Origin of the sequence: Flexivirga sp. (genome assembly GCF_051955415.1) — a bacterium.
Lineage (GTDB): Bacteria > Actinomycetota > Actinomycetes > Actinomycetales > Dermatophilaceae > Flexivirga.
Genome location: NZ_JBQCGS010000078.1, coordinates 20915 through 42373, shown reverse-complemented (window position 1 = coordinate 42373; position 21459 = coordinate 20915). Strand labels below are relative to the sequence as shown.

Annotated in this window: 26 protein-coding genes; 10 read left to right on the top strand and 16 right to left on the bottom strand. The window is 70.6% G+C overall.

The features are described 5' to 3' along the window. Positions 1–33: 33 nt before the first annotated feature. From ACTHL4_RS13315 to ACTHL4_RS13280, 8 genes are all read right to left on the bottom strand, one after another. Complete coding sequence (locus tag ACTHL4_RS13315) at positions 34–255, bottom strand: DUF4244 domain-containing protein (RefSeq protein WP_440283250.1); 222 nt, start codon at positions 253–255, stop codon at positions 34–36. Positions 256–360: 105 nt separating this feature from the next. After that, positions 361–930 carry a type II secretion system F family protein gene (locus tag ACTHL4_RS13310; RefSeq protein ID WP_440283249.1) on the bottom strand — a complete coding sequence of 190 codons (570 nt, stop codon included), beginning with the start codon at positions 928–930 and terminating at the stop codon, positions 361–363. Further along, a complete protein-coding gene (locus tag ACTHL4_RS13305; RefSeq protein WP_440283248.1) occupies positions 927–1502 on the bottom strand; it encodes a type II secretion system F family protein in 576 nt (191 codons plus the stop codon). The genes ACTHL4_RS13310 and ACTHL4_RS13305 overlap by 4 nt, the downstream gene beginning before the upstream one ends. Before the next feature lie 119 nt (positions 1503–1621). Beyond that, positions 1622–2842, bottom strand: coding sequence for a TadA family conjugal transfer-associated ATPase (locus tag ACTHL4_RS13300; protein ID WP_440283247.1), 1221 nt, complete (start codon positions 2840–2842; stop codon positions 1622–1624). Next, entirely contained in the window at positions 2839–3543 is a 705-nt protein-coding gene (locus tag ACTHL4_RS13295; protein ID WP_440283246.1) for a hypothetical protein, read from the bottom strand. The genes ACTHL4_RS13300 and ACTHL4_RS13295 overlap by 4 nt, the downstream gene beginning before the upstream one ends. A gap of 699 nt (positions 3544–4242) precedes the next feature. Beyond that, a complete protein-coding gene (locus tag ACTHL4_RS13290; RefSeq protein WP_440283245.1) occupies positions 4243–5079 on the bottom strand; it encodes a hypothetical protein in 837 nt (278 codons plus the stop codon). Positions 5080–5132: 53 nt separating this feature from the next. Continuing rightward, positions 5133–5744, bottom strand: coding sequence for a hypothetical protein (locus ACTHL4_RS13285; protein ID WP_440283244.1), 612 nt, complete (start codon positions 5742–5744; stop codon positions 5133–5135). An 82-nt stretch (positions 5745–5826) separates the two neighbouring features. Continuing rightward, complete coding sequence (locus ACTHL4_RS13280) at positions 5827–6264, bottom strand: nitroreductase family deazaflavin-dependent oxidoreductase (RefSeq protein ID WP_440283243.1); 438 nt, start codon at positions 6262–6264, stop codon at positions 5827–5829. Between the two features lie 122 nt (positions 6265–6386). On the opposite strand from ACTHL4_RS13280, the gene ACTHL4_RS13275 reads away from it, so the two are divergent. The 3 genes from ACTHL4_RS13275 (at position 6387) to ACTHL4_RS13265 (ending at position 9087) form a co-directional block, all read left to right on the top strand. Beyond that, complete coding sequence (locus ACTHL4_RS13275; RefSeq protein ID WP_440283242.1) at positions 6387–7076, top strand: TetR/AcrR family transcriptional regulator; 690 nt, start codon at positions 6387–6389, stop codon at positions 7074–7076. Between the two features lie 203 nt (positions 7077–7279). Then, the gene (gene nhaA, locus ACTHL4_RS13270; protein ID WP_440283241.1) at positions 7280–8575 is read left to right on the top strand and encodes a Na+/H+ antiporter NhaA; all 1296 of its coding nucleotides are present in this window, start codon (positions 7280–7282) and stop codon (positions 8573–8575) included. A gap of 110 nt (positions 8576–8685) precedes the next feature. Beyond that, positions 8686–9087 carry a phage holin family protein gene (locus ACTHL4_RS13265; protein ID WP_440283240.1) on the top strand — a complete coding sequence of 134 codons (402 nt, stop codon included), beginning with the start codon at positions 8686–8688 and terminating at the stop codon, positions 9085–9087. 105 nt (positions 9088–9192) lie between these two features. On the opposite strand, the gene ACTHL4_RS13260 is transcribed toward ACTHL4_RS13265, so the two are convergent. Then, on the bottom strand, positions 9193–9846 hold the full coding sequence (locus ACTHL4_RS13260) for an NUDIX hydrolase (protein ID WP_440283239.1): 654 nt from the start codon (positions 9844–9846) through the stop codon (positions 9193–9195). Beyond that, on the bottom strand, positions 9843–10610 hold the full coding sequence (gene nth / locus ACTHL4_RS13255) for an endonuclease III (protein WP_440283238.1): 768 nt from the start codon (positions 10608–10610) through the stop codon (positions 9843–9845). The genes ACTHL4_RS13260 and nth overlap by 4 nt, the downstream gene beginning before the upstream one ends. 177 nt (positions 10611–10787) lie before the next feature. Between nth and ACTHL4_RS13250 the strand changes: the two genes are divergently transcribed. Together ACTHL4_RS13250 and ACTHL4_RS13245 are read left to right on the top strand one after the other, a co-directional pair. Continuing rightward, positions 10788–11465, top strand: a complete 678-nt coding sequence (locus ACTHL4_RS13250; RefSeq protein ID WP_440283237.1) for a Crp/Fnr family transcriptional regulator — start codon at positions 10788–10790, stop codon at positions 11463–11465. Positions 11466–11574: 109 nt separating this feature from the next. Then, complete coding sequence (locus tag ACTHL4_RS13245) at positions 11575–12492, top strand: PP2C family protein-serine/threonine phosphatase (protein WP_440283236.1); 918 nt, start codon at positions 11575–11577, stop codon at positions 12490–12492. Here the strand turns inward: ACTHL4_RS13245 and ACTHL4_RS13240 are convergent. Beyond that, a complete protein-coding gene (locus ACTHL4_RS13240) occupies positions 12484–13281 on the bottom strand; it encodes an MBL fold metallo-hydrolase (RefSeq protein ID WP_440283235.1) in 798 nt (265 codons plus the stop codon). The two genes, ACTHL4_RS13245 and ACTHL4_RS13240, sit on opposite strands and share 9 nt — an antisense overlap. A gap of 170 nt (positions 13282–13451) precedes the next feature. Here ACTHL4_RS13240 and ACTHL4_RS13235 point away from each other — a divergent pair, with 170 nt between their 5' ends. Then, positions 13452–14309 carry a lysozyme gene (locus tag ACTHL4_RS13235; RefSeq protein ID WP_440283234.1) on the top strand — a complete coding sequence of 286 codons (858 nt, stop codon included), beginning with the start codon at positions 13452–13454 and terminating at the stop codon, positions 14307–14309. A gap of 118 nt (positions 14310–14427) precedes the next feature. Here ACTHL4_RS13235 and ACTHL4_RS13230 read toward each other — a convergent pair whose 3' ends face one another. From ACTHL4_RS13230 to ACTHL4_RS13215, 4 genes are all read right to left on the bottom strand, one after another. Then, complete coding sequence (locus ACTHL4_RS13230) at positions 14428–15267, bottom strand: NUDIX hydrolase (RefSeq protein WP_440283233.1); 840 nt, start codon at positions 15265–15267, stop codon at positions 14428–14430. An 11-nt stretch (positions 15268–15278) separates the two neighbouring features. Next, the gene (locus ACTHL4_RS13225; RefSeq protein ID WP_440283232.1) at positions 15279–15740 is read right to left on the bottom strand and encodes a RidA family protein; all 462 of its coding nucleotides are present in this window, start codon (positions 15738–15740) and stop codon (positions 15279–15281) included. A 3-nt stretch (positions 15741–15743) separates the two neighbouring features. Beyond that, positions 15744–15902, bottom strand: a complete 159-nt coding sequence (locus tag ACTHL4_RS13220; protein ID WP_188836412.1) for a DUF4177 domain-containing protein — start codon at positions 15900–15902, stop codon at positions 15744–15746. Positions 15903–16028: 126 nt separating this feature from the next. Further along, positions 16029–17312, bottom strand: coding sequence for an NAD(P)/FAD-dependent oxidoreductase (locus tag ACTHL4_RS13215; protein ID WP_440283231.1), 1284 nt, complete (start codon positions 17310–17312; stop codon positions 16029–16031). Positions 17313–17454: 142 nt separating this feature from the next. Here ACTHL4_RS13215 and ACTHL4_RS13210 point away from each other — a divergent pair, with 142 nt between their 5' ends. From ACTHL4_RS13210 to ACTHL4_RS13195, 4 genes are all read left to right on the top strand, one after another. Continuing rightward, the gene (locus ACTHL4_RS13210; protein WP_440283230.1) at positions 17455–17943 is read left to right on the top strand and encodes an Lrp/AsnC family transcriptional regulator; all 489 of its coding nucleotides are present in this window, start codon (positions 17455–17457) and stop codon (positions 17941–17943) included. A 64-nt stretch (positions 17944–18007) separates the two neighbouring features. Continuing rightward, entirely contained in the window at positions 18008–18730 is a 723-nt protein-coding gene (locus ACTHL4_RS13205; RefSeq protein ID WP_440283229.1) for an alpha/beta hydrolase family protein, read from the top strand. A 21-nt stretch (positions 18731–18751) separates the two neighbouring features. Then, positions 18752–19765, top strand: a complete 1014-nt coding sequence (locus ACTHL4_RS13200; protein ID WP_440283228.1) for an ArsA-related P-loop ATPase — start codon at positions 18752–18754, stop codon at positions 19763–19765. Then, a complete protein-coding gene (locus ACTHL4_RS13195; RefSeq protein ID WP_440283227.1) occupies positions 19762–20928 on the top strand; it encodes an ArsA family ATPase in 1167 nt (388 codons plus the stop codon). The genes ACTHL4_RS13200 and ACTHL4_RS13195 overlap by 4 nt, the downstream gene beginning before the upstream one ends. A gap of 54 nt (positions 20929–20982) precedes the next feature. Here ACTHL4_RS13195 and ACTHL4_RS13190 read toward each other — a convergent pair whose 3' ends face one another. Next, positions 20983–21291, bottom strand: coding sequence for a WhiB family transcriptional regulator (locus ACTHL4_RS13190; protein WP_440283226.1), 309 nt, complete (start codon positions 21289–21291; stop codon positions 20983–20985). Positions 21292–21459 lie beyond the last annotated feature (168 nt).

Sequence of the window (21459 nt, the reverse complement as noted above, 5' to 3'; positions counted from 1 at the left end):
CATGCCGCCTACATCGCGGCCACCGGTCCGGCATCAGGACGCGACGCTCAGCGCTGACTGGATGATGCCGGTCAGGGCTGTCTTGACCGCACCGGACTTCACCACCGCCATCAACACGACGGCGAACGCCACCGCTGCCAGCGTGCCGACGGCGTATTCGGCGGTCGTCATGCCGGCCTCGCGACGGCCGGTGCCGGCCAACTGCAGCCAGCGCGCTTGTAGCCGCGCTCCGAGCCGGAGTGTGCTTCGTGACATGTGATCTCTCCTCCTGTTGATGGATTGCTCTTCGCGAGAGCATTTCCGCGCGCCGGGAGTGGCGCGGGTCTCGGGTCGCGGGCGCGGGTCTCGCGGACGAATCACTCATGCGGTGCCCGCCAGCAGGTCTCCAGCGAGGGCCGCGATGACCGGCACCACCGTGAGGAGGGCGAATGCGGGAAGGAAGCAGAGCCCGAGCGGTATGACGACCAGCACGGACAGTCGGCCGGTGGCTTCCTCGATGCGCCGCTGCTCGGAGCGACGCATGTCGGCAGCTGCTCTCTTCAGCAGACCGGCCGGTGGCACGCCTGCTGTCCCTGCCAACGCCACCGCCTGGCCCGCGGGCCGCCAGATCTTCGGCAAACCGTCCCAGGCACGCGATTCGGCGACTCCCCAGCGCAAGGCGGCGACCACCTGCCGCAGCTGCCCAGCCACCACCGGGCCACTGTGGCCGGCCACCACCTCGACGGCGGTGACCAGCGGGACGCCGCTGCCGAGGGCGAGCGCCAGCAGGTCGAGCGCGCCGGCGACGCTCAGCACGTCCTCCGGTGACGTGGCGCCGTGCGCTGGTGCAGGGCGGAGCACCGCACCAGGGCGCGGCGCGGGACCGGCGAGAGCCCGGCCCGGCCACACCACCGGGAGGGCGGCCACGAGCAGCACGGCCAGCAAGGTCACGACACCACCGCCGGAGCTGTGGCGCGGCGGATCATCCGCCGGGTCAGTCGCCGGCCGGCCAGCACGAAGCCGCCACCCAGGGCGAGCACGGTGAGGCCCAGCGGGCCGGCATACAGTCGCCAGGGTGGGACGCCGATGACCATGGCGATCCCGACACCCAGCACCGGCAACACCGTGAGCAGTTGCATGGTCGCTCGGGGTCCGGCCGTGGCGGCCGCAATGCGGCGGCGGAGGTCGAGTTGCTCGCGCATCATCGCGGTCGCCGCATCGAGCGCGTCGCCGATCGCACAACCCAATTGCTCGGAGAGCGCCCAGGCACGGGCCACCTCACTGAGCGCCGCCACGTGGTGCCGAGCGGACAGCCCGGACCACAGCGGGGCCAGCTCGACGCCCGCGCTCGCCTGTCGGGCGAGCTGGTGCAGGTCGGCCCGCAACGCATCGTCGGAGACGGACGACGCCGTGAGCAGCGCCGAGGTCGCCACGGCGGTGGCCGGGGTCACTCCGGCCGCTACCGCGGGGGCGATGCCTTCGACCATTGTGGTGAGCGCGTCGAGGTCGGCGTTGTGGGCCATCCGTCGGGGCCACCATCGGCGTCCGGGGATCGGCCGCCACCGCCGTGGTGGCGCACCGCGCGCCCTGCCTCGTGGCCAGCACAGTATGGCGCCGACGACGCACATCGCAGCCAGGACGGTCATCGCGGTCCGCCTCCTCGCAGGTCCGTCGCAGGGGCGGCAGGGCCCGGAGTGCGGCGGTCGGCAGGTGCCGCGCGGGTCGACGCGTGTCGGTCGAGCACGGCCAGCAATTGCGGCCAACCATCCGCAGGCCGCAGTCGTCCCGCGAGGCGGTGCATCGCCGGCACCACCCGCAATCGATCGCCGGCCCAGTCGATGACGCCGATCTCGGCGACCACCCGGGCAGCGTCCTCCCGGCGCACGTGGATGACGATCTGGACCGCCGAAGCGAGTTGCGAGCGCACCGCACCGCCGGACATCGCGGCAAGGGCACCCAACGCCTCGAAACGGGCCAGCACATCACTGCTGGTGTTGGCGTGCACCGTGCCGCAGCCACCTTCGTGTCCCGTGTTGAGGGCGCTGAGCAGCTCGCGGACCTCGGCACCCCGCACCTCGCCCACGACGAGCCGGTCCGGCCGCATGCGCAGCGACTGACGCACCAGCGTCGAGAGGGTGATTTCACCCTTGCCCTCGACATTGGGTGCACGACTCTCCAACCGCACGACGTGCGGATGGTCGATCTGCAACTCCCGCACGTCCTCGACCACGACGATGCGCTCGAGGCCATCCACTTCCGCGAGCATCGAGGCCAGCAGGGTCGTCTTGCCGGATCCGGTGCCGCCGCTGATGACGAAGGCCGCACGCGTCTGGATGATCCGGCGCAGCACCGCCAGGCCCTCCGGGCAGCAGGTGCCGGACTCGGCCAACCGCGCGAGCGCGGGGGGCTCGCGCCGTGGGACCCGCAGACTGATGTGCGCCGCGCCCTCGACCAGCGGCGGCAACAGCGCGTGCAGGCGGACGCCGCCAGGCAGCAATCCGTCGACATAGGGTGACGTCTCGTCCAGCCGGCGCCCGGCGCGGGTCGCCAGTCGGACCGCGAGCCGCCGGACGGCTGCCGCGTCGCCGATCTCGAGGGGTGCGCGTTCCAGACCGGCGCCCCGGTCTATCCAGACGCCGGCGACACCGTTGACGAGCACGTCGGTCACATCCGCGACGGTCAGCAGCGGCTCCAACGGACCCGCGCCGAAGACGTCGGCGTGCAACCGGCCCGCGAGGTTGCGCACGCTGCGCTCGCCGAGCACGGCCGCATCGAGCCCGGCAAGCTGCTCGACGCTCTCGTCGGTCGGCGATCGGCCGTCCCGGATCTGCGCCCACAAGGCGTGGCCGACCGCCTCACTCATGCTGCGGCCTCGTCCCGCAGCAGCAGGTCCCGCAGCAGCGTGTCGCACTCCCCGACGTATGCGGACCGCGTCCGTGCCCCGGCCGGCACGCCGCGCTCCGCGTCGAGGGCGAGCCGCCGGTCGGTCGGCAGGAGTGCGGCCAGGTGCAGGCCCAGTGCTGCAGCCGCCTCACCGGCGGCGGCGCGGTTGCCGCCGCGAACCACCAGTCGCGGCACTCTTTCGATGCGTTGCGCCGTCGCGCCGGCTGCGGCCAACCCACTCGCCGTGCCGCGGGCAACGAGGAGCACGTCGTCGTAGTCAGCCAACGCGGCCGGCGACAGGTCGTGCCGACCGACGTCGACCAGCACGAGCTCATGCACCTGTCGTATGCCGCGCAGCGTGCGCTCGAGCAGTTCGGCGTCGACCGTGCACCATTGACGGCCGAAGGAGACGACGGCCGGACCGTCGTCGCAGGCGGGCAGGCGCTCCACGAGCCGTGCACCGTCCAGCGGACCGTCCGAACCGAGCAGATCCTCCCACCGGATGCCCGGCTCGGTCTCGATGCCGAAGGCGATGTCGAGCCCGCCCCCGCACGGGTCGGCGTCGATCGCCGCCACTCGCCGCGCCGCGGCGTGGGCGCGACACGCGAGCGCCACCACCAGCGTGGTCGCGCCTGCACCGGTGCCGGCACCCAGCACCGCAATCGTCCGTACGTCGTTCATGCAGCCGATCGTGGGCCGACCGGAACCCGGGGCGCAGCGGTGACGTCGCTACTTGTGGATGCCGGCCGATCCCCCGACGGGGTGTGGACGAGGGGACCTGAAAGGGGCCGGCCGGCATCCTGCACAACCCGCCACGCGTCCTGGCGACATACATGCGAAGACCCCCGCCGGGGGGGGGTGGCGGGGGTCTTCATCGGCAACGAGTCCCCGGGGGGGTAGGAACTCGTAGCGGCGCTTCGACCTCTGGGGGAGCGCTTCAGCATCAAGTCTGGGCGGCCGGCCGACGCAGCACAATGGCCCGCCGCGATCCCATAACAAGTCCTTACCTTCCGCAGAACTGCGGTGGTTCGGTAAGGACGGGAACTCGCGGCCCCGCCGGAGCACCACAGGCGTCACCGACGGCTCGACCTGCTCCCGGCTGACGACGCCGAACGAAGACGATGGCCCCGCCACAAGGGTGGCGGGGCCATCAACCGCTTTCTACGTCCAGTTACCAGGCGTGCATCCTCAAGGTTTGTCGCCAGGGCGCAAGGCCCCGGACGAGCGGTCCATAACGTGGACTGTCTCCGCGTGGGTGCCGGGTTCGAGAGCGGTGGTCGTCGGATTCCCATCCGTCGTCGTGCCTCAGGTCTACTCCGATCGGCCGCGGCATACAAGACTTGAATCTGGGCCGGGCCGGGCGGACAATCCGCCCTACGCTCAGCGCGGGGCGAGCCTGCCGGCCAGCACAGCGTCGGCGATGGCGGTGGCCTCGGCGGCGCCGGCGACGACCGCGTCCGCGGAGTGCCGCAGCCACAAGGCGACCCCGTCCGGACGCCCGGTCGCGTATGCCGCGAGCGCGCCTTGGTAGGCAACCGCGCCCTGGCGGGCGTAGCCGGCTTCACTGACCACGGCACCGGTCGGATCGACGCCGAGCACGTGCAACAGCAGGCGCTCCGTTGCCCGCGCCACCAACGCGTTTCCGTGCGTGAACGGGCGCACGGTGGCAATCTCCGCATGGGCGATCGCCGCCACGAGGATGCCTGGCTCGTTCCGAGCCTCGGCGAGTAGCCCGACCAACCCACGCAACCGCTCCCCGGCGGCCGCCGCGTCCGGTGGCTCGCCGACGTCCCGCAGCTCGGCGGCCGTCTCGCCGGCCAACCGCGGCCGGCCGAGCTGGGCTGCGTCCGCGAGGTCCGCGGCGGCGGCGGTGTGCAGCCGGGCGAGCGCCTGCGCCGGAGCGGTCAGCACGATCGAGGTGAGCTGTTCGGTCGTGGCGGTCGCCTGTATGGCGCCGTGCAGCACCCGCTCCTCGGGGCCGTCGTGCCCCAGCGGCACCGCTCCGCGGATCACGTCGCGGACCAACTCCATCGGGAACTCGGCGCCATCGAGGAACGCGCTGAAGCGCGCCCCACGCACGCGTGACTCGGCCGCGGCCTCGGGGATCCTGCGCCGTAGCGCCGCATGCCAGCGCAACTGGGTGCATGCCTCGCGTGCCGCATCGATCGCAGCGGCAACCCCTGGTAGCGCGGTCAACCCGGTCAGCGCAGCGGTCATCAGGTGTCGCACTCCTCGCGCGGTCGGTGGGAACCACCCGAGGATAGGCGGTGTCACGTTCCGGGCTCGTCCGGCTCATCGTCGTTGTCCCACAGCACGCCACCGTTGATGGGCATCCGCCATCGACCCTGCGCGACGTGACCGGTCAGCGCGTTGAGCAGACCGGCGACACGCCAGGAGATGCTGATCGCCATACCGATCAGGAAGATCGCCAGCGGAATCTCGACGAGGATGGCGGAGGCCACCGACAGGTGCAGGTCGTCGGCGTCAGACGTCGTGACGTCGAACCAACCGTCCGCCAGCAGCAGCACACCTGCCCCGAAGGATGTGAGGACCACGAGCATCCGCCGCTTCCAGGCGAAGAAAGCCGTCAAGGCGAGCAGCACGATGAGCAGCACGTCGAATCCGACCCAGGTCAACGCCCACGCCCGGGCGACGTAGCGGTCTGGCAGGCTCAGCGCGAGGTAAGCAGTCCACGGCACCAGCAAGCCCGCCGCGACCGCTGTCACCGTCAGCGCGATCGCGCGCCGTCGGCGGACCCGCCGCTCGGCCGCCAGCAGCGCGGCATCGCCGACGTCCCCCACCACACCGACCCGCAGCCGACGGATGAGCGTGCGGCGTGCCGCACTGTCGAGTGCATCGATCTCCTCATCGGTGAGCGGCATACCTCAAGTCAACCGCATCGCCGCGACGACGGCGTGCTGCCGGCCCGGCGGCCGTCTCGCGCTGCAGGTCCCGGGCCGCCGCTCAGACCCGCTCCAGCCGGAAGACCGGGTGCGCCGGCACGACAGCGGCGATCTGCGCGTCCGTCGATGTCGCGCTGATGCCTTCGGGGAAGAAGCGGCCAACCTCCCAGGCCCAGCGCTTCAGGTAGTGACGCATCACCGGCACGGCGGAGTCGTCGGTGACCTCCCGGGCCTCGTACACCTGGTGCGAGCGGCCGGTCCGCAGCACCACTCGGGGGGTATGGCGCACGTTGCGCACCCATTGGGTCTGCCCGCGCGGCGCGACGAGGTAGAGCCGCCCGTCCACGCGCAGCGGGTTGACCGGCGTGCTGTGCTGCGCGCCGGACTTGCGGCCGGTGACGACCATCTCCTTCGCGCCGAAGGCGCTGATGCCCAGTCGGGAAAGGCCGGTGACGATCGCGTTGAAGACCCGGGTGCTCCGGTCGAGCTGGACGGTCATGACTGCCTCCTGAAATTTCGAGAGCCCCGCTCTCTCACGTCCACAGTACCGCCGCCATATCGACAAAACAAGAGCAGTGCTCTCCCTTGCGTTCGGTGCTCACACTTGCCACCATCGCGGCCATGAGCACGACGCCGCGAGAACGCGCCCGGATCGACACCATGGAGCGGATCCTGGAGTCCGGCCGCAGCCAGCTGGCCGAGCACGGGGCCGCCGCACTGTCGCTACGAGCCGTTGCCCGCGACGTGGGCATGGTCTCCTCGGCCGTCTATCGGTATGTCGCCAGCCGGGACGACCTGCTCACCGCACTCATCATCGAGGGCTACCGGGATCTCGCGGGCGTCGCGGAGGCCGCGGCCGCCGGACGCGCCGCGCCGGGCCGACGGTTCGTCGCGCTGTGCGAAGCGATCCGCACCTGGGCACATGACCACCCACACCAGTACGCCTTGCTCTTCGGCTCACCGGTCCCGGGTTATCGGGCTCCGGCCGGCACCGTCCCGGATGCCGCACGCACGCCGGCCGCCGCCATACGACTGGCCGAACAGGCCTGGCACGCAGGCGGACTCGACACCGACCGAGCCGCGCCACCGGTGAGCCAACCCCTCCGTCGGCAGGCCAGGGAACTGCACGCCGCGCTGGACACCGACCTGCCCGAACACGTGCTGATCCGGTTCGCGGCCGCCTGGACGCAGGTCTTCGGCGTGATCGGCTTCGACCTCTTCGGCCAACTGGTCGGCAGCTTCGAACCCGGCGACCAGGTGTGTACTTACACCTTCCGCACCGCCGCGCACACCATCGGCTTCCCGGACTGACACCGCGCGAGCTCTGCGCATCACGCATCGCCCATCGGCGCCCCACGCCGCCCATTGGTAGAATGAACACCGGTGTGCCGGGAAGTGTGGCGCGAAGATTCGTTCCTCATCTTCACGTCACACTTCTGATTTTGATGGCCGTCCTTCGGCCGGACTGCGGGTCGGCGTCGAAGCTCGCAACCCCGCACACCGAAAGGCCCCGTATGACCATCCGGCCCATCACCCGTGTCTTCTCCCGCGGCGACTGGCCCGAAGCGCGCCGCGTCGCCGCCCTGCTGCGTCAGGAGACCGTCGGTGGTGCGCTGCTGTTGATCGCTGCGCTCGCCGCCCTGGTCTGGGCCAACAGCCCGTGGCGGGACGGCTACCACCAGCTGGTTGCGTCCGAGATCGGGCCGGATGTGCTGCATCTGCGTCTCAGCCTGGCGCACTGGACGTCGGACGGCTTGCTGGCGATCTTCTTCTTCCTGGCCGGACTGGAGCTGAAGCACGAGTTCACCCACGGTGCCCTGCGCGATCCCGGCAAGGCGGCGGTGCCGATCGTCGCCGCCTGCTGCGGCGTCGCCCTCCCCGCCGTCCTGTATGCCGCCTGCCAGCGCCTCGGTGCGGGTGCGCTCGAGGGCTGGGCCATCCCGACGGCGACCGACATCGCGTTCGCGCTGGCGGTGCTCGCCGTCATCGGCGCCCACCTGCCGTCGGCGCTGCGCTCGTTCCTGCTCACCCTCGCTGTGGTGGACGATCTGATCGCGATCACCATCATCGCGCTCTTCTACACCTCGTCGATCAGCCCGATCTGGCTCGCGGTGGCGCTGCTCGCGCTCGCCGGCTTCGGCCTGACCATGCGCGGCAACCGCAACCTCCCGGTGCTCCTCGTGCTCGGTCTGATCGCCTGGCTGGCAGTGCTCAACTCCGGCGTCCACGCCACCGTCGCCGGGGTCGCGCTCGGCCTGCTGGTCCCGGTGACCCCGCGAGGCGGGGAGCACCGGTCACTGGGCGGCCGCATCGACAGTCGGTTGCGGCCCTTCTCGGCAGCGCTGTGTGTGCCGGCCTTCGCATTCTGTGCCGCCGGCGTCACGGTCGTCGGCGGCGGATTGGGTGACGCACTCAGCGACCCGATCACCATCGGTGTGGTCGTCGGGCTCGTGCTGGGCAAGACGATCGGTGTCTTCGGCGGCACCGCGCTGACGGTGCGATTGACCCGTGCCGAACTCGACGACGAACTGGCCTGGTCGGACGTCTTCGGGCTCAGCCTGCTCGCGGGAGTGGGGTTCACGGTGTCGTTGCTGATCGGCGAACTGGCCTTCGGAGATGGCTCGCTCGCCGACGAACACGTCAAGCTGGGGATCCTCGGCGGGTCGCTGGTCGCCGCCCTGCTGGCCACCGTCGTGCTGCGGATGCGCAATGCGACATACCGCCGCATCCACGCGGAGGAGTCGCGCGACGACGACGGCGACGGGGTGCCCGACTGTTACCAACAGACCCCGCCCGTGGAGCCGCGCTGAAGCACGGGCGGGAACACTTCGCCCCGAACCGACTAAGGTACCGGTGAGTTCGATGCGCTTATCCTGACCAAGACAGGCTGAGCGAGCCGACAACACACGAGGAGTAATCGATGGCCCAGACCACGAAGGGCACGGAGCGCACACTCGGCCAGTTGGTCGCCGACGCCTCGACCGACCTGAAGGCGATCGTCAAGGACGAGATCGCGCTGGCGAAGGTGGAGGTCAAGGCCGACGTCGCCAAGGGCGGCAAGGGCGCCGGGTTGCTGGCCGCCGCCGGTCTGTTCGGCCTCTACCTGCTCGGCTTTCTGCTGCTCACCCTGGCCTGGGGCCTGCACGCGGCCGGCCTGCCGGTATGGCTCGGCATGCTGATCACCGCGGGCGTGCTGCTGGTGATCACGCTCATCCTGGCGTTGCTCGGCATCAGCGCGCTGAAGAAGATCAAGGGCAAGCCGGAGCGCACCATCGACAACGCGCAACGCACCGTTGCGGCTGTCAAACCTCCGAAGGTCTGATCGCCACCACCCGTCGACGAGAGCCCCGGTCCGCCGGGGCTCTCGCGTTGCGTCGCACGAGTCGCCCGGCCCCGTCTGCCGGTATGCCCCGTGTATGCCGCAGGCTCAGCCACCGTGCAGATAGCGACCGGGCACCGGTCGACGGTCACCGCGGTCCCACGGCAGCTCCATCCCGGCCAGCCGCAGCGTCGCGTCCAGCAGGATCGCGGTGAAGCCCCACACGTAGAGACCGTCCACCTCGAACGCCGGCGCCACGAACTCCCGGCCCGGCACGACCGCGCTGAACCGGTTGGCCGGGTCGACCAGTGCGGCGAGCGGGACCCGCTCCACCCGCGCGACCTCGCCCGGGTCGACGACACCGATCGGCGAGGGCCGCTCCCACCACGCCGCGATCGGCGTGACGCGGAAGCCGGTGACGCTCAGGGGCAACGCCGGCAGCACGCCGACGACGCGCACCCCATCCCGATCCAGGCCGACCTCCTCATGAGCCTCCCGCAGTGCGGTGTCGGCCGCCGAGACATCCCCCGGATCGACCCGGCCGCCCGGGAAGGACACCTGACCGGCGTGCTTGCGCAGACCGGCCGACCGCTCGGTGAGCACCACGTCCTGCCCGCCGAGCTCGTCCTGGCCGAAGAGCATCAGCACCGCCGAGTCCCGCCCGGCGGCCTCGGGCAGTCCGGTGACCATGGGGGCCTCGTGGGCGCGGTGCTCCAGGTCGCGCAGCCACTCCGGTGCCGGCGCCGGGACGAACTCCGTCACAGCACCGCTGCCGGCTCGGGCACACCTTCGGGCCGGGTGGCGCCCGGCGCCAGCTCGAACTTCAGCAGTTTGCGCGCCTTGTCCGGGTCGGTCTCCCCCGCGCCGTAGGACGGGCACCAGCGCGCGATCGGGCACACCCCGCACGCCGGGCGCTTGGCGTGGCAGATGCGCCGACCCTCGAAGATCAGCACGTGACTCAGCGGGGTCCACTCCTTGCGCGGGAACAGCTCACCGATCGCGTGCTCGACCTTGACCGGGTCCTCCAGGTCGGTCCAGCCGGCACGGCGCACCACCCGGCCGAAGTGGGTGTCGACGGTCAGCCCCGGCAGACCGAACGCGTCACCCAGCACGACAAAGGCGGTCTTGCGCCCGACGCCTGGCAGCGTGACCAGGTCCTCCAGTCGCGGCGGCACCTCCCCGCCGAAGCGCTCCACCAGCGCCTGGCCGAGCGCCATCACCGACTTGGCCTTGGCACGGTAGAACCCGGTCGGTCGCAGCAGTTCCTCGAGCTCCTCCCGGTCGGCGCCGGCGTAGGCCGCCGCGTCCGGATAACGGGTGAACAGCGTCGGTGTCACCTTGTTGACGCCCACGTCGGTGGTCTGTGCGGACAGGATGGTGGCGACCAGCAGCTCCAGCGGCGTGCGGAAATCGAGCTCGCAGTGGGCATGCGGGAACTGCTCCTGCAGCGCCCGGAACATCTTGCGGGCCCGGCGGGTGCGGGACAGGTCCGACTCGGCCGAGACGTCGATGGGCTTCACGGGCATCGACCTTAGTTGAGCGCGCCGACAGCCGTCGGTTGACACCGCGGTCGTGCACGGCTCGGTCATCGGCCCCGCCGGGCACGACCCACGCGCCTGGAACAGCAGCGGGAACACCGGAATTCGGCGCCATGGCGTGTGAGCTTCGCAACAGAAGCGGCGGCTCGTGGCAGACTGCACATCGTGGATACCGAGGCCGTGCGCAAAGCGCCACTGTTCGCTGCTCTCGACGACGATGCCGCCGAGGCATTGCTGTCGACGATGACCCGCACCAGGATCGCGCGCGGGCAGGAGCTCTTCCATGAGGGCGAGCAGGGAGACTCCCTCTACGTCATCACCGCGGGCAAGGTGAAGCTCGGCCGCCGCTCACCGGACGGCCGGGAGAACCTCCTGGCCATCCTCGGCGAGGGCGAGATGCTCGGCGAGCTCAGCCTTTTCGACCCGGGCCCACGCACCGCGACGGCCAGCGCCATCGCCGACACCGAGCTCGTCGGGCTGTCGCACCCCGACATGACCGACTACCTGGGCACCCGCCCCGAGATCGCGATGACGATGCTGTCAGCGCTGGCTGCCCGTCTCCGACGCACCAACGAGGCCTTGGGCGACCTGGTCTTCACCGACGTGCCGGGCCGTGTCGCCAAGGCGTTGCTCGACCTCTCACGCCGCTTCGGTCAGCCGTCCGACGAGGGCACTCTGGTCGCGCACGACCTGACCCAGGAGGAGCTGGCCCAGCTCGTCGGCGCCTCCCGCGAGACCGTCAACAAGGCCCTGGCCGACTTCTCCTCGCGCGGCTGGATCAAGCTCGAGGCGCGCGCCGTCACCTTGATCGACACCGAGCGGCTGCAGCGCCGCGCCCGCTGACCGGCCGCGCGGCCCACAGTGCCCCGGCGCGCGTCGCGGGCCGGAACCACGCACGCCCCGACGTCGTCCGGATGACGTCAGCGGCAGCCGAACCACGGAAGGCACGGGAGTGGACCAGAGCCACCAGCAGGGCACCGAACACGACGCCGAGCGGGGCATCGAGCGTGACCGGGCCCACGACGCGGAGCACGGCGCCGGCGACCCGCGCGATCACGTCCTGCTCTCACCGCACGGTTGGGTCGCCGGTCGGTCCGACATCGGCCGGCGGCACCACCGCAACGAGGACTCGATAGCCCTGGCCGCCTCCACCGAGATCGGTGCACGAGCGGTCCTGGTGGCCTGCGACGGCGTGTCGACCTCCACCGACTCACACCTCGCCTCCCAGGCCGCGGCGATCGCGGCGATGGAGCGGCTGGCCCGGCCGATGCCGCGCCAGGGAGTGCCGGACGAGCAGTGGCTGCGCACCGCGGCAGCGGCCTTCGCCGACGCCGCCCGCGACGCCAGCGACGCCGCGGCAGGGACCGGCACCGACCCGGACGACCCGACCCCGCCTTCCTGCACGCTCGCCGCAGCGATCATCGAGGACAACCTGGTCCTCGGCGGCAACGTGGGCGACAGCCGGGTCTACTGGATCCCCGGCTCCGGACCGGACCGCGCCGTCCAACTCGGTCAGGACGACTCGATGGCCAGCGAACTCATGCGCCGCGGCGTGCCGCGCGACAGTGCCGAGAACGCACCCAACGCCCACGCCATCACCCGTTGGCTCGGTCACACCGCACCGTCCGATCTGACCCCGCGGATGGCGCATCTGCTCGCCGACGAACCCGGCTGGGTCGTCGTGTGCACCGACGGTTTGTGGAACTACTGCTCTGCGCCGGCCGATCTGTGGGACCTGGTGCAGCGGGTGCGTTCCTCGCACGGCGACTCGGCCACCGAGATCACCGCGGGCCTGGTCGACTTCGCCAACGCCTCCGGCGGCCACGACAACATCAGCGTCGTGCTGGCCGCACTCACCCCGTCAGGCTGAACCTGCAGCGAGGTAGTCCAGCTGAGCCTGCACACTCGCCTTCGCCGCCGGCCACACCTCGCGGGGGACGTCGGCATACACGCGCTCGACGACCGCCTGCGCCACGTCGGGCGCCGTGGCGTCGCCGGCTGCCAGCGCCGCGCGCACCTGGGCCAGCCGCTCCGTGCGGTGCTGTAGGTATGCCGCGATCACCGACGCCGCGTCGGCGTGGCTCGGTCCGTGCGCCGGCGCGAGCGCGGTCGGGCGCTCGACCGCGATGGCGTGCAACCGCTGCAGCGATGCCAGGTAGGGCCCGAGCGCACCGTCGGGATGTGCCACCACCGTGGTGCCACGGCCCAGCACGGTGTCCCCGGTGACGAGCACGTCGGCGTCGGGCAGGTGGAACGACACCGAGTCGGCGGTGTGGCCGGGTGTCGTGAGCGCCCGGATCCGCAACGATCCCAGCTCGATTCGTTCCTCGTCGACCAGCGGCTGACCATGGCCTCCGCCGCGGATCGGAGCATCGACCAGTTCGGCCCAGCGACCCAGCGACTCGGTGTGGTCGTGATGCCAGTGTGTGACGAGGGTGAGTGCGACATGTGCTCCGAGGTGTTCGACATACCGCAGCACCGCCTGCAGATGTGCCTCGTCGAGCGGGCCGGGGTCGACCACCACCGCGGTGGCGTCGCCCGGCACGTGCAGCACCCAGGTGTTCGTGCCGTCGAGGGTCATCGGTCCCGGGTTCGGCGCCAGCACCGCGTGGGCGTGCTCGCCGAGGACACCGCCGCGCCATACCGCTTCAGTCGTCACAGCACGTCACGTTAGCCGCAGTCGTCCACGACCCGCGCACTTGTCAAACGTTGACCGAACGCTGACACCCCGTTGGCACGCGTGTGAATACCGTGAATGCTGGTGCAGTTGGGGTTCCCCTGTCCCGCTGTACCACCCTGTTCCACCGCTTCGCGCAAAGGACCCCGACCATGAAGAAGACCCTGCCCACCGCCTGCGCCACGATCGCCGCTTTCGCGCTCATCGCCTGCGCCGCACCGGCCCACGCCGCAGTCTCCACCGACAAGAAGCCGCACCAGACCCCGACGAAGGCCGCACAGCGCGCCGGCATCCACAAGCTCGGCGACGCCTACGCCGGCTGGGAGAAGCACGTCGGATCCGATCACGTCCGCGCCGGCCTGACGCGCGTGTCCCCGGCCCTGGCCGCAGCCCGGACTCCGGGGATCGACGTCTCGGCATACCAGGGCAACGTCGACTGGAGCTCGCAGTGGAATTCCGGGGTCCGCTGGGCCTACACCAAGGCGACCGAGGGCACCTATTACAAGAACCAGTACTTCGCGCAGCAGTACAACGGCAGCTACAGCGCCGGAATGATCCGCGGTGCCTACCACTTCGCCAACCCGGGATACTCCACGTCCGCGACCGCGCAGGCCGACTACTTCGTCTCGCACGGCGGCGGGTGGTCGCGCGACGGCAAAACGCTGCCCGGCATGCTCGACATCGAGTACAACCCCTACGGCGCCACCTGCTACGGCTACTCCAAGTCCGGGATGGTGACCTGGATCAGGACATGGCTGAACGAATACAAGCGCCTGACGGGTCGCGACGCCGTCATCTACACGACGGCCGACTGGTGGAGCACCTGCACCGGCAACTCGACCGCGTTCAACCAGACCAACCCGTTGTGGATCGCCCGCTACGCGTCGACACCGGGCACGCTCCCCGGCGGCTGGCCCTACTACACGATGTGGCAGTACACCTCCTCGCCGATCGACAAGGACTACTTCAACGGCGACCTGAGCCGGGTGCGTGCGCTGGCACTCGGCTGACCCGGCCCATTCTCACCGAGCGGACACGAAACATACTCACCGGACACCTCATTCATGGCCACCCGGCCGGAATGATGTGTCCGGTGGGCGCTGTGGTGTCCGCTCGGTATGACGGAGGTCAGTCGTTGAGCTGGGCGCGCAGCAGCAGCCGGGCGCCGTCCTGCACCGGCTCGGGCAGGACGGCGTGCAATCCTTCGCGATTGACCGTCGACGGCGTCAGGTCGGCCCATGCCTCGATCCGGCGCAACTGCACGATGGTCGGCGGCAGCATCCGCGCGGTGCCCTCGCGCACCTCGGTCAGCACCTCGCCCGGACGACGCCATACGGCTTCGGCGGCCTCGGTGGTGCGGTCGTCGGCAACCTGCCGCTCGGGCAGCCGGGCGGAGAAGAACCACGTGTCGTAGCGTCGCGGCTCCATCTCGGGGGTGATCCAATGGTCTTGCACCGCCAGCAGATCCGAGCGCAGCACCAACCCGCGGCGTTCCAGCAGCGCACCGAAGGACAGGGTCCGGCCGAGCACGTCGGCGCGGTCCGCCTGCCACTCGTCCCCGGTCACGTCGAGGACGACCTCGTGCGCCGTGGGACCGGCGAGCAGCACGCCGCATTCCTCGAAGACCTCCCGCACGGCGGCGATGACGATCGCCCGCGCGGTGGGCGCGGGCAGCCCGAGCAGACGAGCCCAGTCGGCAGCCGACGGCCCGGCCCACGGCACCCCGGCGGACTCGTCACGTGCGTCGACGCCACCGCCGGGGAAGACCCACATCGACGGCGCGAACTTCATCGACGAGACCCTGCGCTGCAGGAAAACCTCGGTGCCCGCGTTCGATTCGCGCAGCAACAACACCGTGGACGCCAACCGCGCCGGAGCGATCTGGCGCTCCGGCGCGGGTGTGGCGAGCCAGCTGAGCGCGTGCTCGCGCAGCGTCGGCGGCAACTCCAGGTCGTGCGTCGACGGCATACGGGACGGTTCTACTGGACGGCGACGGTGATCTCGACCTCGACCGGCGCGTCCATCGGCAGGGCGGCCACCCCGACCGCCGAGCGGGCGTGGGCGCCGGCGTCGCCGAAGGCCTTGGCCAGCAGCTCGCTCGCGCCGTTGATCACGGCCGGCTGAGCGGTGAAGCTCGGGGCGCTGGCGACGAAGCCGACGACCTTGACGACCCGGGTGACCTTGTCCAGGTCACCGACCTGCGACTTGACCGCGGCGATCGCATTGAGCGCACACGTCTGCGCCAGTTGGGCGGCGTCCTCCGCGCTCACCTCGGCGCCGACCTTGCCGGTGGCGGCCAGCTTGCCGCCGATCACGGGCAGTTGGCCCGAGGTGTAGACCAGGTTGCCCTCCTGCACGACCGGGACGTATGCCGCGACCGGCGCGGCCACTTCGGGCACCTGCAGGCCGAGCTCGGCGAGGCGATCTTCAACTGCGGACATCTGTCACTGCTCCTTCGGACGCTTGAGGTAGGCAACGAGGCTGTTGCCGTCGGGGCCTGGCACGACCTGCACGAGCTCCCAGCCGTCCTCGCCCCACTGGTCGAGAATCTGTTTGGTCGCGTGGACGATCAGCGGAACTGTTGCGTACTCCCAGGTGGTCATGACACCAACTTTATTCCTGAACAAGCTGGTCGAGTGCCTGGGGGAGCGAAGCGGAGGAAGGCGTATCGAGACCGCGATCTCGATACACGGCCTCGTCCCTCGGCCGCACTCGATCCGCTTGAGCGATCAGCGGGTCGGGTCGAAGGGGAGCAGCTCCGGCGGGGTGACACCGGTGACCATCTGCTCGGCCAGCAGCTGACCGGACAGTGGGCCGAGGGTGATGCCCCACATGCCATGTCCGCCATTGGAGAAGACGCGCGGCACCCGCGTCGCGCCGACCAGCGGCAGGCCGTCCACGGAGACCGGGCGGCCACCGACCCAGGTGTCCTGCTGGTCGTCCCAGTCCACGCCGGACAGCAACGGCTTGCCGTTCTTGACGATCGCGTCGACACGCTCGACGTGCAGCGGCTCCTCGGTGCCGGCGAACTCCATGGTGCCGCCGATCCGCAGGCGGTCACCCAGCGGCGTGCAGGCGATCCGCTCGAACGGGAAGTAGACCGGGCACGGCACGGGGCGGTTCGCCGGGTCCGTGACAGCGACCGAGAAGCTGTACCCGCGTCCGGCGCGCACCGGGATCTTGACCCCGCACGCCTTCGCCAGCTCCGGCAGCCAGGCACCGGTCGCGATCACCACGGCATCACCGGAGATCGGCTCACCGCTGACCATCTCCACGCTGACCCCGCCCGGACCGTGCCGCAGCGCTCGCGCGTTGGACCCGATCACCATGTGACCGCCCCGCTGCACCACGGCATCCGCGAGCGCGTTGACGTATTCCGGCGGGTTGATGAATCGCTGTCCGCCCAGCCGGATCGCCTTCTCGACGTCCGGGCTCACGATCGGCAACTCGGCGCGCAGTGTCGCGTTGTCGACCTCGGTGGCCTCCAGGTCCAGGCCGGCCTCACGGATCAGCGTGACCTCGTGCTCCAGTCCGGCGGCATCCTCGGCGCGGCGGAACGCCGCCATGATCGGCGCGTCGTGCGACTTCGCCTGCACGCCGTGGTCCTCCAGGAACTGGAAGGCCTCGATCGCCTGCCGGTTGACCGGCACGAACTTGTCCATCGTGCGCTTCCACTGACCCGGGGTGCATCGGCGCGCGAAGCCCAGGAGGAAGGCGGCCAGCTTGGGGTCCGGCTTCATCGGGATGTAGAGCGGGGAATCGGGGTCCAGCAACGCCTTCAGGCCGTACTTGATCACCGAAGGGTCGGACAGCGGCACGCACAGGCCGGGCGACACCCAGCCGGCGTTCCCCCAGGAGCTGCCGGCCGCGACGCCGGACCGCTCCACGACGGTCACTTCCACGCCGCGTTCCTGCAGGTGCCAGGCGGTGGCAAGACCGACCATGCCCGCTCCGACGACGACGACATGTGGGGTGCCCTGGCCCTTGGCGGGCCGGAGGGGTTCGAGCACCATTGGCAACCTCTTTTCCTTCAACTGGCGGCACAGCATTTCAGCACTTCTCACGCCGTACCTGGGTGTCCCTGCTGCGAATATTCAACAAGGAGCAAGAATGAACACACATTCTCCAACCTGGACATCGGATAAGCTCGCTGTCATGGAGGATGTGCGACCGCGAAAGGTGACGCGCGACACACCGATCGACGACATCGACCGCCGGCTGCTCAGAGCGCTGTCCGAGGATGCCCGGCTGTCCAACAGTGCCCTTGCCAAGCGGGTCGGGATCGCCGCTTCGACGTGCCACTTCCGGGTGCGGCGGCTGATCGACCGCGGTGTCATCCGTGGTTTCCGGCTCGACATCGCCCCCGAAGCGCTGGGCTACGGCATCCAGGCGATCGTCGCGGTGCGGCTCCAGCCGACGGCTCGCGGGCAGATACCCCGCTACGCGGCCGGCCTGGTGAAGCTCCCCGGCGTCCTGAACGTCTACTTCGTCGCCGGTGTCGACGATTTCCAGGTGCACGTGGCGGCCGCGTCGACGGAGGATCTGCGCAACTTCGTGGAAGGCCTGAGCAAGACGCGTGAGGTCGCGAGCACGGAGACCAGCCTGATCTTCGAGCACACCGTCGGATCCGCCGGGATCGTGTGAACCCCTCCCCCGTCGTCCGCTTGCCAGCCGTGACGCGCCACGCCGTACAAGTACGCTCGCGTGGATGTCCATTCTCGACGCAGAGCAGCCGCTCCCGGACCGCACCAACGCGTACGGCGAGTCGCCCGACCAGGTCATCGACCTCCGCCGGCCGACGATGACGCCGCGCGGTGCGACGGTGGTTGTCGTACACGGCGGCTTCTGGCAGCCGTCGTACGACCGTTCGCACGCCGGGCAGCAGTCCAATGCGCTGGCACATGACGGCTTTCACGTGGCCACCATCGAATACCGGCGGATCCCGGGCGACTGGCCGGCGATGGCCGCGGACGTGCTCGCCGCCATCGAAGCTGCCCGGGCCGATCCCGACCTGCCCGACCGGACGGTGCTGCTCGGCCACTCCGCGGGTGGGCACCTGGCGACCTGGGCGGCATACCAGTCGGTGCCGGTGACCGGCGTCGTCTCGCTCGCGGGCTGCGTGGACCTGCACCTGACCCGCGACCTCGGCCTCGGTGACGGCGCCGCCGCCGCGCTGATGGGTGCCGCTCCCGAATCCGTATGGCGCGCCGCCGACCCTGCCCTGCTCGGGCCGTCACCGGTGCCGGTCCGGCTGGTGCACGGCGCCGCCGACGACCGCGTGCCGGTGGAGGTCTCCGAGAGCTACCAGGCCGCCGCCGGCGACGGTGTGCCGCTACAGGTGCTGGCCGGCTGCGGACACTTCGAACTGATCGACCCGAGCTCGCCATACTTCGCCCACACGGTGGCAGCCATCGACGCGATCCTGCGCTGACCGCCCCGATACCGTGGAGCCATGAGCACCGGCGACTGGGACGGCGTGCGCCTGCACGTGGTGACGGGCAAGGGCGGCACGGGCAAGACCACCGTGGCCGCCGCCCTGGCGATGGCGCTGGCGACCGAGGGCAAGCGGGTGCTGCTGGTCGAGGTCGAGGGCCGCCAGGGCATCAGTGGCGTCTTCGACGTGCCACGGCTCGGCGACGACGAGGTGCAGGTCGCCACCGGCCCCGGGGGCGGTCAGGTGATGGGGTTGTCGGTGGACCCGAAGGCGGCGCTGCTGGAATACCTGCAGATGTTCTACAAGCTCGGCATGGCCGGCGGCATGCTGGAGCGTTTCGGCGTCATCGACTTCGCCACCACGGTGGCGCCCGGCCTGCGCGATGTGCTGCTGATCGGCAAGGTCTACGAGGCGGTGCGCCGTCGTCCGAGCCGGCGCGGCACCCGCAGCGACCAGCTGTATGACGCCGTCGTGCTCGACGCTCCGCCGACCGGCCGGGTGGGCCAGTTCCTCGGTGTCAACCATGCGATGTCCGGGCTGGCCAAGGTCGGTCCGATCAAGAACCAGGCGGACGCCATCACCGCGATGCTGCAGTCGTCGCAGACCGTCGTGCACCTGGTGACCTTGCTGGAGGAGATGCCGGTGCAGGAGACGGTCGAGGCCGTGGCCGAGCTGCGCGCCATCTCGCTGCCGCTCGGCGCGGTGATCATCAACCAGGAGGTCACTCCCCCGGTCGGCGACCGCACCCTGGAGCTGCTGGCCGCGGACGGCTTCGACACCAGCCCGCTCGGCGAGGACCTGGCCGCGGTCGGGTTGCGCGTCGGTCCGCGCATGGTGCGCGGGCTGACCCAGACCGGTCTGGACCTCGCCCAGCGGCTCGCCCTGCAGGAGCGCGAGCGGACGACGCTGCACGAGCTGGACCTGCCGACCTGCCACCTACCGCTGCTGCCCGAGGGGCTGGACGCCGGCGGTCTGCTCGAGCTCTCGGCGTTGCTCGGCGAGCAGCTGGCCGGCGAGGAGGCGGCGGTATGACGCAGACACCCACTCTCGACATCGACGCCCTGCTGCAGGACCATTCGGTGCGCACCATCGTGTGCTGCGGGTCCGGCGGCGTGGGCAAGACCACGACCGCGGCCGCGATCGCCATCCGTGCTGCGGAGCAGGGCCGCGCAGTTGCGGTGCTGACGATCGACCCGGCCAAGCGCCTGGCGCAGGCGCTCGGCCTGGAGCACCTGGACAACGAGCCGGCGCCGGTCGAGGCCATCGACGACTCGGCCGGCGGTTCCCTCGACGCGATGATGCTGGACATGAAGCGCACCTTCGACGAGCTCGTGCTGCGGCACTCGAACCCGGACAAGGCGCAGCAGATCCTGGAAAACCCGTTCTACCAGGCGGTTTCGAGCTCGTTCGCCGGCACGCAGGAATACATGGCGATGGAGCGGCTGGGCCAGCTGCACGCCGAGCAGGCCGACGGCGACGCCCGCTGGGATCTCATCGTCGTGGACACGCCGCCGTCGCGCTCGGCACTGGACTTCCTGGACGCGCCCAAGCGGCTCGGGTCGTTCCTCGACGGTAAGTTCATCCGGTTGCTGATGTCGCCGGCGAAGGCCGGCGGGCGCGCCTACCTGAAGGTCATGTCGGTCGGCGTCACCACGATGACCGCTGTGATGTCGAAGGTGCTCGGCGGGCAGTTGCTGCGGGACGCGCAGACGTTCGTGGCGGCGCTGGACTCGATGTTCGGCGGCTTCCGGGAGCGCGCCGACCAGACGTACGCGTTGCTCAGCGACGCGGCGACGGCGTTCGTGGTGGTGGCCACCCCCGAGCGGGACGCGCTGCGCGAGGCGTCGTTCTTCGCCGGGCGGCTGGCCGAGGAGCGTATGCCGCTGGCCGGCCTGGTGGTCAACCGGGTGGAACGCACCCACGTGCCGTCACTGCGGGAGGGCCGGGCGGAAGCCGCGGCCGACGAGGCGGATGAGCTCGTACCGCGCAAGGGGGCGGGCTGGCAGCCCGCGGACACCGCCGGCCTGCTGCGGCTGCACGCCCAGCGGTCGGCTCAGGCGGCTCGCCAGGAGGCGGCGATCGGCCGCTTCACCGCGGCCCATCCCACGATCCCGCAGGTCAGCGTGGCCGCTTCGGCCGAGGATGTGAACGACGTGGAACAGCTGCGCGACATCGGCGTTCAATTGGCCGATTGACGGTGACGCCGGCGAGCAAGTGACGACAGTCGCCGTTTACTCGCGGGCCGTCCGTTAGTCCTTGGCCTCGTCGGCGCGGGCGAGCTTGAACAGTTGCGCCCACGAGGGCACATCGGGCCGCCGACGCAGCAGGGCGCGGCGCTCGCGCTCGGTCATGCCGCCCCACACGCCGTACTCGGTGCGGTTGTCCAGGGCGTCCGCGAGGCATTCGGCGACCACCGGACACCGCTGGCAGATCACCTTGGCGGACTGCTGCGCAGCCCCCTTGGCGAAGAGCTCGTCCGGGGACGCCCCCGTGCGGCATACAGCGCGCGCCGCCCAGTTGTCGTCCCAGGTCGCCTTCTCCGGCATCACAGCAGTCATGTTCTCGCTCTCGACCTTCCCCGCCCGTTTGTCACGCCCCCGCGTGTGTCTTGGGTCACCATACTGATCCCGAGCCCGAGTAGCCAGATGCTCGGGGGACTACTTCTGGCTAGTCATTTGGAACTATACGGGCGGAGTTGGTCGGTCGTCTATGATGCTGCGCCTGCG